Below are 14,944 nucleotides of genomic sequence, written 5' to 3'. Positions count from 1 at the left end.
TTATCAGCTGGCACCAGGGAAATGCGATTTTCAGCAATATAATAAGATGCGCCTGACTTTCAAAGTGGTCACCACAAATAAGCAGGACGCCTGTTGCCTTATGATGTAAGGCTGAAAAAATACCGTTCACTCAGGTGGACGGCATTTTTTTATGCGCGCTGTTGCTGAACCTCAGCCTTTATTCTTTCCGCCTGCAGCTTCCCTTCCAATCCTGTCACCGCCATAAGCATGCCATCACTTTTCTGATAGTCCCGGCTCCCGGCAGGAGAGGGGCAGAGCGCACGCGGCTTAGCCTTTTTTCAGACCCAGCGCCATGAAGTCAGTGCATAAAAAAAGCCGATCGTCAGAGCAATCGGCTTGGGTTATTTTACGCTTCAGCGGTTACATCAGAACAGCTCGTGACTTTCGCCGTTATCCATAATGGTGGTGCCCACATCATGAACCGAATATTCAGTCGGCTGGGTACCATTGATGAAATATTCCTGACGGGTATTACCGCCACCGCTGGCCAGCTTGCCGGTACTGCGGTCGATAGTGACCGTTACCACGCCTTCCGGCGGAGTTAACGGCTGCACCGGCACGCCTTCCAGCGCGCTCTTCATGAAATCATCCCATGCCGGTTGCGCACTCTTCGCGCCGCCTTCGTAGCCCGAAATCTGGTCAGGAATGGCCCCGGAGAGCGTACTGCGGCCTAAATCGCGGCGCGCATCGTCAAAACCGATCCAGACCGAAGTCACCACGCCCGGGCCGTAACCCGAGAACCAGGCATCTTTCGAGCTGTTAGTCGTACCGGTTTTACCGCCAATGTCATTGCGCTTGAGGTCACGGCCGGCGCGCCAGCCCGTACCCATCCAGCCCGGTTCGCCGAAGATGTTGCTGTTCAGGGCGCTCCTGATGAGGAAGCTGAGTGGGGTGTTGATGACGTGAGGCGCATACGCCTGGCCGCCCTGCTGGGCCTGGGCCGGAACCTGCTCCAGAGCAGGCTGTGGCACCGCCTGGTTCTGATTGCTGTCTGATGCGGCCACGTTCTCAACGCTCTCTTCGTTCAGCGCCAGCGCTTTCTTCGTTTCACCGTAGATTACCGGCAGATTGCACTGCGGACAGGCGATCTTCGGTTTCTCTTCGAAGACGATGCCGCCCTGTTCGTTCTCAATCCGGGTAATGAAGTAAGGATCGACCAGGAAGCCACCGTTCGCCATTACGGCGTAGCCGCGCACCACCTGTAACGGCGTGAACGAGGCGGCACCCAGCGCCAGCGACTCGGTGTGAATGATGTTCTGCGCCGGGAAACCAAAGCGCTGCAGATACTCTGCGGCGTAATCCACACCCATCGCACGCATCGCACGCACCATCACCACGTTTTTCGACTGACCCAGCCCCTGACGCAGACGGATCGGTCCGTCATAGGTTGGCGGTGAGTTTTTAGGACGCCAGTCGGCACCGGCACCCGCATCCCAGCGGGAAATCGGTACATCGTTGAGAATCGAAGCGAGCGTCAGCCCGCGGTCCATTGCAGCGGTATAGAGGAAAGGCTTAATGTTAGAACCGACCTGACGCAGCGCCTGAGTTGCACGGTTGAACATGCTCTGGTTGAAGGCAAAACCCCCTACCAGCGCGCGCACCGCACCATCATTGGGATCCAGTGAAACCAGCGCCGAGTTGACATCCGGCACCTGGCCCAGCCACCAGTCATCACCCACTTTGCGCACCCAGATCTGCTGCCCGGCCTGCAGCACCTGCGTCACGCTTTTTGGCGTCGGGCCCTGCAGGGTATCGGACTTATAAGGACGCGCCCAGCGTACACCGGCTAATGCCAGTGACACGTTGCTGCCATCTTTCAGCATCACTGTTGCTTCATCGCTGCGCGCTTCCGTCACCACGGCCGGATGAAGTGGGCCGTAAACCGGCAGCGTCTTCAGCGTGTTCTCAATCTTTGTCTGATCCCAGGCCGGTTCACCCACTTTCCACAGCACACGGGTCGGACCGCGATAACCATGGCGCATATCATAAGCCATGACGTTATTGCGTACCGATGTCTGGGCTGCTTCCTGCAGACGACGGGTCACGGTAGTGTAAACCTTGTAACCGTCGGTGTAGGCGTTGTCACCGTATCGCTTCACCATCTCCTGGCGCACCATCTCACTGAGATAGGGCGCGGAGAAGGCGATTTCCGGGCCGTGATATTTCGCAACCAGCGGTGTGTTGCGGGCTTCGTCATACTGCTGCTGGGTGATGTAATGCTGATCCAGCATACGTGCCAGCACGACGTTGCGGCGCGACAGGGCACGGCTCGGCGAATAAAGCGGGTTAAAGGTTGATGGGGCTTTCGGCAGACCGGCAATCATTGCCATCTCACTGAGTGACAGCTGGTCAACGGGCTTGCCAAAATAGACCTGTGAGGCGGCCCCGATGCCATAGGCGCGGTAGCCCAGATAGATCTTGTTCAGATAGAGCTCAAGGATCTCATCTTTATTCAGTAACTGCTCAATGCGGATCGCCAGGAACGCTTCCTTGATCTTACGCATCAGGGTGCGTTCCGGGCTCAGGAAGAAGTTACGGGCCAGCTGCTGCGTGATGGTACTGGCACCCTGTGAGGCATGGCCGGAAACCAGCGCAATGCTGGCCGCACGGAAAATCCCCACCGGGTCCACGCCATGATGCTCATAAAAGCGGCTGTCTTCGGTTGCAATAAACGCTTTTACCATCACAGGGGGAACCTGCTGCAGCGTCAGAGGAATACGGCGCATTTCGCCATACTGGGCGATCAGATCGCCATCGGCGCTGTAAACCTGCATAGGGGTCTGCAGACGCACATCTTTCAGCGTGTTGACGTCAGGCAGCTGCGGCTCGATATATTTGTATAAACCATAAACCGAGCCAGCTCCCAACAGGATGCAACACACTGCAAGGATCAATAAATACTTTACGAACTTCACCTGGAATTTCCCATCTGTTGTCGTTTGAGCAGTTTATAAACAACCGCGCGGTAGTATAAAGGCAAGCCAGACGCTTTGATATGTCCATTTTCCCGGACGATAAGGAGATCGCGCGGATGGCTTTTCATACCTGGCAAATTGGGCTGGATATTCAGAATAGGCAGATTTGCGCCCTGGCCCTCCAGCCTCGTCGTGATGGCTGGCAGCTACGCCACTGGTGGCAGCAGCGGCTGCCGCAAGATACGTTAAGAAACGGCGTGCTGCAATCTTCACCTGAATTAGTGGCGGCCTTAATCGCCTGGCGTCAGCGGTTGCCACGACGTTACTCATTGCGGGTCGCACTGCCCGCCCGGCTGGTGCTGCAGCGTCAGCTCCCGTTGCCTGCTCAGTCGCTAAAGGAGCCCGCACTGGGACACTATGTGCGGGCGGCCGCACGTCGTCTCTTCCCGCTGGAGCCTGCTGCGCTGGCGCTGGATTACTGCCCGGATGCACAGGGCGAACAGCTCTGCGTAACGGCGGCACGGCTGGAGATCATCGATCAGTGGACGGCGCCTCTGTTGCAGGCGGGATTAACGCCGCAGATTTTTGAGCTCACGACCGACGCGCTCAGGCGGCTGGTCCGGCAGGCAGCATGGCAGCCAGGCACAGTGCTGGCTCTGCACCAGGATGACCGCTGGCTCTGGAGTGATGCGCATACGGCTGCCGATACCGCAGAGTTCACCACGCCCGGCGCACTTCAGCAGGAGGCCTTTCCTGACGCACCCGCTGTCGTCTGGTGTGCAGGCGAAAGGTCAGTGCTGCCGGCTGACGCTGTCCTGTTTTCGCCTTTTGATCTGTTCCGCTATCAACAGCCGCCTCTGCCGGAAAATCCCGGCATATTTGCACTGGCAGCGGGTCTGGCATTGCGTGAGGGCACCGGGTGAGGAGGGCAGTCAATCTGCTGCCCTGGCGGCAGCGACGTCTGCAGCAGCAGCAGCGACAGAGCCTTGCGGTGCTGTTGCTGGTGATGGTCAGCCTGCTGCTGTGGGGGATGCAGCAGATCTGGCGTATTCAGCGGGCACGTCAGCATGTCGTGCAGGTGGTCAGTGTACAGCAGCAAGCCCTGGATCATCTGGCAACACAACGGGCAGAGCAGAAAGCGCTGCTGGCACAGCTCGCGGTCGTGCAGCAGCAGCAGGCCAGGCAGCGCAGACAGCGGGTGCAGCTGGCTGCCTGGCAGCGGTTCTGGCAGGAGTTACCCGCCTTACTGCCTGACAGCGTCTGGCTGACCTGGCTGGAGAAGCGCGACCAGCGTCTGACGCTGGAAGGTATGGCGCAGAATATGGCGGCGATCAGGCAATTCCGGCAGCAGTTAACGACCGTCGCCCTGTTTGAACAGGTGAAGCAGGGCGGCGTTAAGCGCCAGTCTGAGGGCCTTTATCAGTTCTCGTTGCGGCTTGCAGTAAGGGAGGTAAAAGATGATTGAGTGGTGGAATCGATGGTGGCAGATGGCTGCCATTCCACGCTACACACTGCTTGCGCTCTTCTCTGCCGGGCTGGTGCTGCTCTTCGCGCTGGCTGGGTTACGGCCCCGGCAGCAGGCACTATTCGCAGAACAGCAGGCGCTGTTGCAGTTAACCCAAACCCTGCAGCAACGCCAGAAAGAGTGGCAGCAGCATCCCGCGATTGCGCAGTTGCAGACGCAACTGCAGGCCATGCAGCGCACCAGACCCGATCCGGACGGCGCCCTCGACGCCATCCTGGCGGCGCATCATAACCAGCTTGAAGCGTGGGAGCCGGATGTTACTTCGCGCTCGCTCACGCTGCATCTGCAATGGCCGGCATTTCAGTCACTGTTTGCCGGTTTCGCCAGCAGTGACGCGCCTGTTCCGCACCATTTTCAGCTGCGCTCACAACCGCAGTTTCTCGTCGCGCAGCTCTGGCTGGAGCCTGACGATGCGCCGTAGCCTGCTGTTCTTATTGCTCTGCTGTGGTGGGGTACTGGCGCGGGACCCGTTCCGGCCTGTCGCGGCGTCGCTCTGCAAAACGGCAGTTGCGCCGCTGACCGGCTGGCGGTTGCAGGGGATTGTCGGACGCAAGGCGCAGTTTTATGCCTGGCTGCTGTCACCGCAGGGACAGAGCGTGAGGGCCCTCAGCGGCAAGCCATTTCTTGTGGACCCCTGGCAGCCTGTGGCTGTCAGTCGCCACAGCATCACCTTCGCGGTACCGGAGAGCTGTGAGGCCCAGCAGATACGATTCTCTTTAAAAGGACGTTTATATGACAAGGATAGCCCTGCTGCTGATGGCCCTGAGCGGCCTGCTGCCGGTTTACGCCGCCGATGAGGAGCCGCTCAGCCTGACGTTTGACCATGCGCCTGTCGCGCGCATTCTGCAGGCGCTGGCTGATTATCAGCAGGTCAACCTGATGATTGCACCGGAGGTGGAAGGGACGCTGTCGCTGCGGCTGGATAATGTGCCCTGGCATCAGGCGCTGGATCTGGTCGCACGGATGGCAAAGCTGACGCTGATCAAACAGGACAACGTCCTGATGGTCTATCCGGCAGGCTGGCAACAGGCACAGCAGCAGGCGCGTCAGGCTGAGCAGCAGGCAGCCTTACAGCAGCGCCCTCTGGAGCAGCGTAGCGTGCTGCTGCACTATGCCAGCGCCAGTGAGATCCATGCCAGCCTGCTGAATGAGCGGCAGACATTAATGACCCCGCGTGGCAGTGCGACGATAGACAAACGCACCAATGCACTACTGCTGCGCGATACAGCGGCTGCCTTAAATGAGACCGAACGCTGGATACGGGCGCTGGATAGACCGCTGGACCAGATTGAGCTTTCGGCGCATATCGTGACCATCAGTGAAGAACATCTGCAGGAGCTGGGGGTGAAGTGGGGATTGCAGGCGGGCGAGGCGGCAGTGACCCGCCTCCTGCATCATCCCCGGCTTGAGATTCCGCTGGCAGTCAGTTCACCGGGCATCAGCGTGGGAATGGCGCTGTCGCGCATCGGCGGTGGGCTTCTGGATCTGGAACTCAGCGCGCTGGAGCAGGAGAACCAGATCGAAATCATCGCCAGTCCGCGCCTTTTTACCTCGCATCAGCAGACCGCCTCGATCAAGCAGGGTACCGAAATCCCTTACGAAGTGTCGGCGGGAAATAGCGGGGCCACCAGCATTGAGTTTAAAGAAGCCGTGCTGGGCATGGAGGTTACACCCGCGATTACCGGTCACGGTCGCATTCAGCTGAAAATTCACATCAGTCAGAATATGCCGGGTCGCAGCATCCGAACGGGCGACAGCGACATATTATCCATTGATAAACAGGAAATTGAGACGCAGGTCACAGTCAATGACGGGCAAACGCTGGCGTTAGGCGGTATCTTTCAGCAGCAGCGCACGCGTGGGCAGAATCAGGTGCCGCTGCTGGGAAATGTGCCGCTGATTGGCGGACTGTTTCGCCAGCAGACGGAACAGCGCAAAAAAAGAGAGCTGGTCATCTTCATTACGCCGCGATTGGTCAGGGAATCAGCGCTTACGGGTGGATAAAACGGAAAATGTGTTCCTTAAGGCCATCTGCGTTGACGCAGGAGAGGAATTAGCTTACAAGGTTTAGCGATTTTCAATACGGTGTAACCGTCTATGCCGGGTAAAACCTGGCAAACAGATTAGTCAACTCCTCTGTAAGCCGCGTTATAAAGACGCAGCGCTGGCGCGTTACAGTTTCGCGAACACAGGCCAATCCAGAAATGGATGTGCTGAAGGCAATATAATCGGTTGCCAAACAGCCTTGAGTGTTGAGATAATTTTTCATCTGACTCTTGCTAACGCTCATGAGGTCTCAGTTCCTGTCCCGCCAGCAAATGCTGAACGCGGGGTATCATTAACGAATTCTTAGTAATACCGACAAAATGGCAGAGAAACGCAATATCTTTCTGGTTGGGCCGATGGGTGCCGGCAAAAGCACTATTGGCCGTCAGTTGGCTCAGCAACTCAACATGGAGTTCTTCGATTCCGATCAGGAAATTGAGCGACGCACCGGAGCGGATGTGGGCTGGGTTTTTGATGTCGAAGGCGAAGCTGGCTTTCGCGATCGCGAAGAAAAAATCATTAACGAACTGACCGAGAAGCAAGGCATCGTCCTGGCGACAGGCGGAGGTTCCGTCAAATCCCGGGAAACGCGTAATCGTCTCTCCGCCCGCGGTGTCGTGGTATATCTTGAAACCACCATTGAGAAGCAACTGGCGCGTACCCAGCGTGATAAAAAACGTCCGTTGCTGCAGGTGGATTCGCCGCCGCGCGAAGTGCTTGAAGCTCTGGCAGGTGAACGTAATCCGCTCTATGAAGAGATCGCCGATGTTACCATCCGCACTGATGATCAGAGTGCAAAAGTGGTGGCGAATCAGATTATCCACATGTTGGAAAAAAGTTGATCCAACGTTCGAAGGCTTTTTAACAGGTATCGGGCATCATGGAGAAGATCACCGTCTCACTGGGGGAACGCAGTTACCCCATCACTATCGCCGCCGGACTATTTAACGATCCGGCTTCTTTTTGGCCGCTGAAGGCGGGCGAAAACGCCATGGTGGTGACAAACCAGACGCTGGCTCCGCTCTACCTCGATCCGTTGATAGCGCAGCTGACAGCGGCAGGGGTCAATGTGGACCAGGTGATCTTACCCGACGGCGAGCAGTATAAGACGCTGGCCGTTATGGATCAGGTCTTTACCGCGTTGCTGGAAAAACCGCACGGTCGTGATACGACGCTTGTCGCTTTAGGCGGCGGCGTCATTGGCGATCTGACCGGTTTTGCTGCGGCAAGTTATCAGCGTGGCGTCCGCTTTATTCAGGTGCCGACCTCTTTATTGTCGCAGGTTGACTCGTCGGTTGGCGGCAAGACGGCCGTTAACCATCCGCTGGGCAAAAACATGATCGGCGCATTTTATCAGCCCGCGTCGGTGGTGATTGATACCGCCTGTCTGCAGACGCTGCCCGCACGTGAACTGGCGTCCGGTCTGGCTGAAGTCATCAAGTACGGCATCATCCTTGATGGCGCGTTTTTCCAGTGGCTGGAGCTGAATCTCGATGCGCTGCTGGCGCTGGATGAGCAGGCGCTGGCCTACTGCATCCGTCGCTGCTGTGAACTGAAAGCGGACGTTGTGGCTGCCGATGAGCGTGAGAACGGTCAGCGGGCGCTGCTCAATCTGGGCCATACTTTTGGTCATGCGATCGAAGCGCACATGGGCTACGGTAACTGGCTGCATGGCGAAGCGATTGCGGCAGGCATGGTCATGGCGGCGCGCACAGCAGAACGTCTGGGCCAGTTCAGGCCTGAAGAGACCGAACGTATTATCGCCCTGTTACAGCGCGCCGGTTTACCGGTGCACGGGCCGCAGGAGATGAGCGCGGAGATGTATCTGCCGCACATGATGCGCGATAAAAAAGTTCTGGCGGGCGAACTGCGGCTGATACTCCCGCTGTCGATTGGCCGCTCTGAAGTGCGTGGCGGCGTGGCACATGATATGGTGCTGGCTGCAATTAACGATTGTCAGCAACCCTGAGATTAAGTAGTTGAGTGGTGACGCGGCGCGCAGGGTGCGCAGTGCGGAATGCCGCTTTACGGAGGAGGCAAAATGGATGAGTTTAAACCGGAAGATGAGTTAAAACCTGACGCCAGCGACCGCCGTCCCTCGCGCCCTCGTAAATCGTCTACCGCAGCCAGAACACCGGTTTCGCGCCAGCGTATCATGATGGGTGTCGGGATCCTGGTCCTGTTGTTACTCGTGCTGGGCATTGGATCGGCACTGAATGGCCCGGATGAGAAGACATCCACTAAGGCGGCTAATACCCCGGCGGCGGGGAGCGGCACTGGCAGCGAGAAAAATATTGATCTGACCGGCTCCTCATCCATGTCTGGTACGCAGACCAGCCAGGCTACGGCTGAAAACAGCCCGGCGACCAGCGCAAATAGCGGATCTGACACACCGCGCGACATCTCAATGCCACCTGTTGCCGCCACGCCGACCCAGGCGGCACCGGTCGATGCGCCCGCCAACCAGCAGCGCGTGACGCTGCCTGGCGATCTCAACAGCGCGCTGACGAATCAGCAACAGCAGGTCGATACCGCCGCGACGGGTTCACAGGGTGGCAGTTCTCTGCCAACCGCGCCGGCGACCGTCAGCGGTACGGCGGGCACATCCGGAACGGCAGCCAATCCGGTCACCGCACCGAGCCGCCAGACGTCTAACCGAACCAATACAGCGGCCCGTCCGGCGCACGAGTCATCGCACAAAACGGCCACTGCGCCGAAGCCGGCTAGCCGTGACAGCAGGACGCATACGACGCCAGCGCGCACGCCTGCCGCTTCTGCGCCTGCGACTTCTGTCGCCGGTAGCGGTACAGCCAGCAAATCTCTGCCAGGCGGCAGCTACACGCTGCAGCTGAGCGGTGCTTCAAAGCCGGAAAGCCTGAATGCCTGGGCGAAGCAGCAGAACCTGAGTGGCTACCACGTCTACAAAACCACCCGTAGCGGTCAGCCGTGGTACGTGCTGGTCAGTGGATCCTACGCAACGCCAGCGGATGCTAAACGGGCCGTGGCTTCGCTGCCTGCGGATGTGCGCGCGAAGAATCCGTGGGTGAAACCCGTCAGCCAGGTGAAGAAAGAAGCCAGCCAATAGCGGATGTGGGGCCACTTGCTGGCCCCGTTTTAAGCGCAGATCTGCTGTCGGTTCAGCCACAGCCTCACAATAAGATGTAATAACCACGACAGCATGAAAAAAAATCGCGCTTTCCTGAAATGGGCAGGGGGAAAATTTCCCTTAGTAGAAGAGATCCATCGCCATCTGCCGCAGGGCGACTGTCTGGTCGAGCCATTTGTTGGTGCAGGTTCGGTGTTCCTGAACACCGAATTTGACCGCTATCATCTTGCCGATATCAACAGTGACCTGATTAATCTCTACAACATCGTTAAAATGCGTACGTCGGATTTCATCCGTGATGCGCAGCAGCTGTTCACGCCAGAAAGTAACAACGAAATCTGCTATTACCAGCATCGCACTGAATTTAATGCCAGTACGGACGCCTATCAGCGTGCGCTGCTGTTCCTTTATCTGAACCGCCACTGTTATAACGGCCTGTGTCGCTATAACCTGCGTGGTGAATTCAATGTCCCGTTTGGCCGCTATCGCAAACCCTACTTTCCGGAAGCAGAGCTGTTATGGTTTGCGGAGCGTGCCCAGAAAGCTACGTTTGTCTGTGAATCATACGATGTTACCCTGAAGCGTGCCGGTAAAGGATCGGTCGTCTATTGCGACCCGCCCTATGCGCCGCTGTCGGCAACGGCTAACTTTACGGCCTACCACACCAACAGCTTCAGCCTGCATGAGCAGGAAAATCTGGCAGCGTTAGCAGCAGAGCTGGCCTCGTCAGAGCACCGTATTCCGGTACTGATTTCCAACCACGACACTGCATTAACGCGTCTGTGGTATCAGGATGCAGTGTTACATGTGGTCAAAGCCCGGCGTTCTATCAGCCGAAGCATAACCGGTCGCACCAAGGTCGACGAACTGCTGGCACTTTATCGCTAGTCTGTTTCGTCCGCGACCAACGCATTACGCCAGCCGCAGGGCTGGCGCACAACAGTGGGAGAATCGGATGAAACAATATTTGCTGGCCCCTTCAATCCTTTCGGCAGACTTTGCTCGTCTGGGCGAAGATACGGCCAAAGCGCTGGCGGCCGGAGGTGACGTGGTTCACTTCGACGTGATGGACAACCATTACGTCCCTAACCTGACCATGGGTCCGATGGTGCTGAAAGCCCTGCGCGACTATGGCATCACCGCCCCCATCGATGTGCATCTGATGGTGAAACCGGTGGATGCGCTCATCCCCGAATTCGCCAAAGCGGGCGCCACCTATATCACTTTTCATCCCGAAGCCAGCGAACATGTCGATCGCACTCTGCAACTGATTAAGGAGCACGGCTGCAAAGCGGGTCTGGTATTTAACCCGGCGACGCCTCTGAGCTACCTTGATTACGTGATGGACAAGCTGGACATTATTCTGCTGATGTCCGTCAACCCCGGTTTTGGCGGTCAGTCCTTTATTCCCGGCACGCTGGATAAGCTGCGTGAAGCGCGCAGACGTATCGATCAGAGCGGCTATAACATTCGCCTTGAGGTGGATGGTGGCGTGAAAATCGACAACATCCGCGAGATCGCTGCTGCCGGTGCTGACATGTTTGTTGCCGGTTCTGCCATCTTTGGTCACCCCGATTACAAAAAAGTTATCGACGATATGCGCAACGAACTGGAGAAAGCCAATGGCTCGTTTCACTGATATCCGTGCGCTGGCGTTTGATCTGGATGGCACGCTGGTGGATAGCGCGCCAGGCCTGGCCGACGCGATTGACCGCACCCTGAACGACCTTCGTCTGCCGCAGGCGGGTCTGGAGCGTGTTTCAACCTGGATTGGCAACGGTGCCGATATCATGATGGCCCGTGCGCTGACTTTTGCGCTGGGCCGTGAGCCGCAGCCGGAAGAGCAGCGTGATGCCAGGGCATTATTTGATCGCCACTATGCCGACACCGTCGAGGCGGGCAGTACGCTGTTCCCGCAGGTGAAAGAAACACTGGCTGCGTTAAAAGCCGCCGGGCTGCCGATGGCGATTGTGACCAACAAGCCGACGCCGTTTGTGGCACCGCTGCTCGCGTCACTGGGTATCGACGATGCGTTTGCGCTGATTATTGGTGGCGACGATGTGCCGGTTAAGAAGCCGCATCCGGCGGCGATCTTTAAGGTGCTGGGCACCTTTGGCCTGCTGCAGAAGGAGTTGCTGTTTATTGGTGATTCCCGCAATGACATCCAGGCCGCACAGGCGGCAGGCGTTCCTAATGTCGGCATGACCTTTGGCTACAACTATGGTGAGCCGATTGCCACCAGCCAGCCCGATTTAACCCTCGACTCTTTCGACGAACTCTTGCCCGCTCTGGGGCTGTAAATATCAGGACTTAAGTATGAAACCCATCGTTTTCAGCGGCGCACAGCCGTCCGGCGAACTGACCATCGGCAACTACATGGGAGCACTGCGTCAGTGGGTGCAGATGCAGGATGATTTCCACTGCATTTACTGCATCGTCGATCTGCATGCGATCACTGTGCGTCAGGATCCTGCCGCACTGCGTAAAGCGACGCTGGATACGCTGGCGCTCTATCTGGCCTGTGGTATCGATCCGGAAAAAAGCACGATCTTCGTTCAGTCACACGTGCCAGAGCACACCCAGCTGAGCTGGATCCTGAACTGCTACGCCTATTTTGGTGAGCTGAGCCGCATGACCCAGTTCAAGGATAAATCTGCGCGCTACGAAGAGAACATTAACGCCGGTCTGTTCGACTACCCGGTGTTGATGGCGGCTGACATTCTGCTCTATCAGACTCATCAGGTGCCGGTCGGTGAAGATCAGAAACAGCATCTGGAGCTGAGCCGCGATATCGCGCATCGCTTCAATGCGCTGTATGGCGAGATCTTCAAGGTGCCGGAGCCGTTTATTCCGAAGTCCGGCGCGCGCGTGATGTCGCTGCTGGAACCGACGAAGAAAATGTCCAAGTCTGACGATAACCGCAACAACGTTATCGGCCTGCTGGAAGATCCGAAAGCGGTGGTGAAGAAGATTAAACGCGCCGTGACCGACTCTGAAGAGCCGCCTGTCGTGCGTTACGACATCAAAGAGAAAGCGGGCGTCTCTAACCTGCTGGATATTCTGTCGGGCGTGACCGGTAAAACCATCGCTGAGCTGGAGCTGGAGTTCGAAGGCAAGATGTATGGCCATCTGAAAGGCGCAGTGGCGGATGCCGTCTCCGGCATGCTCTCTGAGCTGCAGGCGCGTTATCACCATTTCCGCAACGATGAAGCGTTGCTGGAGCAGGTGATGCGTGACGGCGCGGCCAAAGCCCGCGCACAGGCGCAGGAAACGCTGAAAAAGGTATATGAGGCGGTAGGCTTTGTCGCGATGCCGTAACGGCTACGTTGACAGACAGGACGGCGGGCACGGTGCCCGCCGTTTTTATTTTTCAGGCTCAGAACCAGCGCAACGTGTCATGCAGCGCAACCACGCTGCCGATAATCATCAGACTGGGGCTGGCGACCTGACCCGCCAGTGTTTACAGCTCGCTGAGCGTCCCGCTGACTACGCGCTGACGGGAGGTGGTGCCATTTTCCACCAGCACCACCGCCATATCGCGGCGCCTGCCGTGCGTAATGAGCTGCTGCTGAATCTCTGTGGCCTGGGTCAGGCCCATGTAAAACACCAGCGTCTGCTGTTCCGCCGCCAGAGTCTGCCAGGCGAGTGATCCCGTTTTCTGCAGATGCCCGGTCACCAGCCTGACGCTCTGCGCATGGTCACGCTGGGTCAGGGGAATACCGCTGTAGGCGGCACAGCCCGAGGCGGCGGTGATGCCAGGCACCACGCTGAACGGGATCTGCCGCTGAGCCAGCACCTCCAGCTCTTCGCCGCAACAGACGCGCCAGCACTGGTGCGCATCCGCCGGAAGAGACGGCGACCATCAGTGGTGAGCGGTCAATGACGGAAGGCATAATGGCGCTGGCCTATTGCGGGGCATCCACCAGATTACAAAAGCTCTGCTGCTTTTCTGCCGCGTCAGCGATCTGCACTGCTGTTCCTGGTATGAATCGTGCTAGCTTTAACCACTCAGGTTAATCGGATAAGGAATCAGCCATGCAGTCACCCGGCAGGATCAATAACGTGCGTTTGCCCAAACGGGAAGGGGTGTGGCAAATCGACATCGCTGACGGCAAAATCGCCCGGCTTACCCATCAGTCGCAGCCGCTTCCGGCGACAGAGCAGGCGCTGGATGGCGAGGGCGGCCTGGCCTGCGCGCCCTTCGTTGAACCCCATATCCATCTGGACACGACCCAGACAGCGGGCGAACCGGCCTGGAACCAGTCCGGTACCCTGTTTGAGGGAATTGAGCGCTGGGCCGAGCGCAAGGCCCTGCTCAGCCACGAAGATGTGAAACAGCGGGCACTGCAGACGCTGAAATGGCAGATCGCCAATGGCATCCAGTTTGTTCGCACCCACGTCGACGTCTCTGATCCATCGCTGACGGCGCTGAAAGCGATGCTGGAGCTGAAGGCAGAGATGGCACCCTGGATCACCATCCAGATTGTCGCCTTTCCTCAGGAGGGAATTCTCTCTTATCCCAACGGCGAAGCGCTGCTGGAAGAGGCTTTGCGGCTGGGTGCAGATGTGGTCGGCGCAATTCCGCACTTCGAATTTACCCGCGAGTATGGCGTCGAATCGCTGCATAAAACCTTTGCGCTGGCGAACCGCTACGATCGGCTGATTGACGTGCACTGCGACGAGATCGACGATGAGCAGTCGCGCTTCGTTGAAACCGTGGCGGCGCTGGCGCATCGCGATGGCAACGGCGCACGGGTGACGGCCAGCCATACCACCGCCATGCACTCTTATAACGGAGCCTACACCTCACGGCTGTTCCGGCTGCTGAAACTGTCAGGCATCAATTTCGTCGCTAACCCACTGGTTAATATCCATCTGCAGGGCCGTTTTGACACCTATCCCAGGCGGCGCGGCATCACCCGGGTAAAAGAGATGCTGGAAGCGGAGATTAACGTCTGCTTCGGTCACGACGATGTGTTTGATCCCTGGTATCCGCTGGGTACCGCCAGCATGCTGCAGGTGCTGCACATGGGACTGCATGTCTGTCAGCTGATGGGCTATGAGCAGATTAATGCGGGCCTGGATCTGATTACGCATCACAGCGCCAGAACGCTGCAATTACCCGATTACGGCATTGAGGTGGGCCACGATGCCAGCCTGGTGATTCTGCCTGCGGAGAGTGGTTTCGATGCGGTAAGAAGGCAGGTTCCGGTGCGCTATTCGCTGCGTCAGGGCACAGTCGTGGCAGAGACAAAGCCGGCAGAAAGTGAGATTTACTGGCGGGAGCGGGAGCGCGTGGATTTCCGGCGGTAACGGGCAGGGCGGCGCCAG

Annotated in this window: 14 protein-coding genes and 1 pseudogene; 13 read left to right on the top strand and 2 right to left on the bottom strand. The window is 57.9% G+C overall.

The genetic code is table 11. The annotated features are described in order from the left end of the window. Positions 1-386: 386 nt before the first annotated feature. Entirely contained in the window at positions 387-2,936 is a 2,550-nt protein-coding gene (gene mrcA, locus ACLHDD_RS14015; protein WP_427104565.1) for a peptidoglycan glycosyltransferase/peptidoglycan DD-transpeptidase MrcA, read from the bottom strand. Between the two features lie 116 nt (positions 2,937-3,052). On the opposite strand from mrcA, the gene pilM reads away from it, so the two are divergent. From pilM to trpS, 12 genes are all read left to right on the top strand, one after another. Then, the gene (gene pilM, locus ACLHDD_RS14010; RefSeq protein WP_427104564.1) at positions 3,053-3,859 is read left to right on the top strand and encodes a type IV pilus biogenesis protein PilM; all 807 of its coding nucleotides are present in this window, start codon (positions 3,053-3,055) and stop codon (positions 3,857-3,859) included. Continuing rightward, a complete protein-coding gene (locus ACLHDD_RS14005; RefSeq protein ID WP_427104563.1) occupies positions 3,856-4,401 on the top strand; it encodes a PilN domain-containing protein in 546 nt (181 codons plus the stop codon). The genes pilM and ACLHDD_RS14005 overlap by 4 nt, the downstream gene beginning before the upstream one ends. Further along, positions 4,394-4,882 (top strand): hypothetical protein, encoded by a 489-nt coding sequence (locus ACLHDD_RS14000; RefSeq protein ID WP_427104562.1) that lies wholly within the window; start codon positions 4,394-4,396, stop codon positions 4,880-4,882. The genes ACLHDD_RS14005 and ACLHDD_RS14000 overlap by 8 nt, the downstream gene beginning before the upstream one ends. Continuing rightward, positions 4,872-5,258, top strand: coding sequence for a HofP DNA utilization family protein (locus tag ACLHDD_RS13995; protein WP_427104561.1), 387 nt, complete (start codon positions 4,872-4,874; stop codon positions 5,256-5,258). The genes ACLHDD_RS14000 and ACLHDD_RS13995 overlap by 11 nt, the downstream gene beginning before the upstream one ends. Beyond that, positions 5,194-6,465, top strand: coding sequence for a DNA uptake porin HofQ (gene hofQ / locus ACLHDD_RS13990; RefSeq protein ID WP_427104560.1), 1,272 nt, complete (start codon positions 5,194-5,196; stop codon positions 6,463-6,465). Before ACLHDD_RS13995 ends, hofQ begins: the two co-directional genes overlap by 65 nt. A gap of 362 nt (positions 6,466-6,827) precedes the next feature. Next, positions 6,828-7,349 (top strand): shikimate kinase AroK, encoded by a 522-nt coding sequence (aroK, locus tag ACLHDD_RS13985; RefSeq protein ID WP_003852989.1) that lies wholly within the window; start codon positions 6,828-6,830, stop codon positions 7,347-7,349. A gap of 38 nt (positions 7,350-7,387) precedes the next feature. After that, positions 7,388-8,476 carry a 3-dehydroquinate synthase gene (aroB, locus tag ACLHDD_RS13980; RefSeq protein ID WP_427104559.1) on the top strand — a complete coding sequence of 363 codons (1,089 nt, stop codon included), beginning with the start codon at positions 7,388-7,390 and terminating at the stop codon, positions 8,474-8,476. Between the two features lie 72 nt (positions 8,477-8,548). Further along, positions 8,549-9,592, top strand: coding sequence for an SPOR domain-containing protein (locus tag ACLHDD_RS13975; protein ID WP_427104558.1), 1,044 nt, complete (start codon positions 8,549-8,551; stop codon positions 9,590-9,592). Positions 9,593-9,685: 93 nt separating this feature from the next. After that, entirely contained in the window at positions 9,686-10,501 is an 816-nt protein-coding gene (gene dam / locus ACLHDD_RS13970) for an adenine-specific DNA-methyltransferase (protein ID WP_427104557.1), read from the top strand. Positions 10,502-10,568: 67 nt separating this feature from the next. Beyond that, positions 10,569-11,252, top strand: coding sequence for a ribulose-phosphate 3-epimerase (gene rpe, locus ACLHDD_RS13965; protein ID WP_003852981.1), 684 nt, complete (start codon positions 10,569-10,571; stop codon positions 11,250-11,252). Continuing rightward, a complete protein-coding gene (locus tag ACLHDD_RS13960) occupies positions 11,236-11,913 on the top strand; it encodes a phosphoglycolate phosphatase (protein WP_427104556.1) in 678 nt (225 codons plus the stop codon). Before rpe ends, ACLHDD_RS13960 begins: the two co-directional genes overlap by 17 nt. 16 nt (positions 11,914-11,929) lie before the next feature. Next, on the top strand, positions 11,930-12,931 hold the full coding sequence (trpS, locus tag ACLHDD_RS13955; protein WP_427104555.1) for a tryptophan--tRNA ligase: 1,002 nt from the start codon (positions 11,930-11,932) through the stop codon (positions 12,929-12,931). 58 nt (positions 12,932-12,989) lie between these two features. Here the strand turns inward: trpS and ACLHDD_RS13950 are convergent. Beyond that, positions 12,990-13,424 (bottom strand): annotated as a pseudogene (locus tag ACLHDD_RS13950) (SAM-dependent methyltransferase); the annotation flags it as partial. 224 nt (positions 13,425-13,648) lie between these two features. On the opposite strand from ACLHDD_RS13950, the gene ACLHDD_RS13945 reads away from it, so the two are divergent. After that, positions 13,649-14,926 (top strand): cytosine deaminase, encoded by a 1,278-nt coding sequence (locus tag ACLHDD_RS13945; protein ID WP_427104554.1) that lies wholly within the window; start codon positions 13,649-13,651, stop codon positions 14,924-14,926. Positions 14,927-14,944: the final 18 nt, after the last annotated feature.

Source organism: Pantoea sp. NSTU24, from assembly GCF_050157905.1.
GTDB lineage: Bacteria > Pseudomonadota > Gammaproteobacteria > Enterobacterales > Enterobacteriaceae > Pantoea.
The sequence above is the reverse complement of the archived record's forward strand: the minus strand, read 5'-3'. Positions and strand labels throughout refer to the sequence as shown.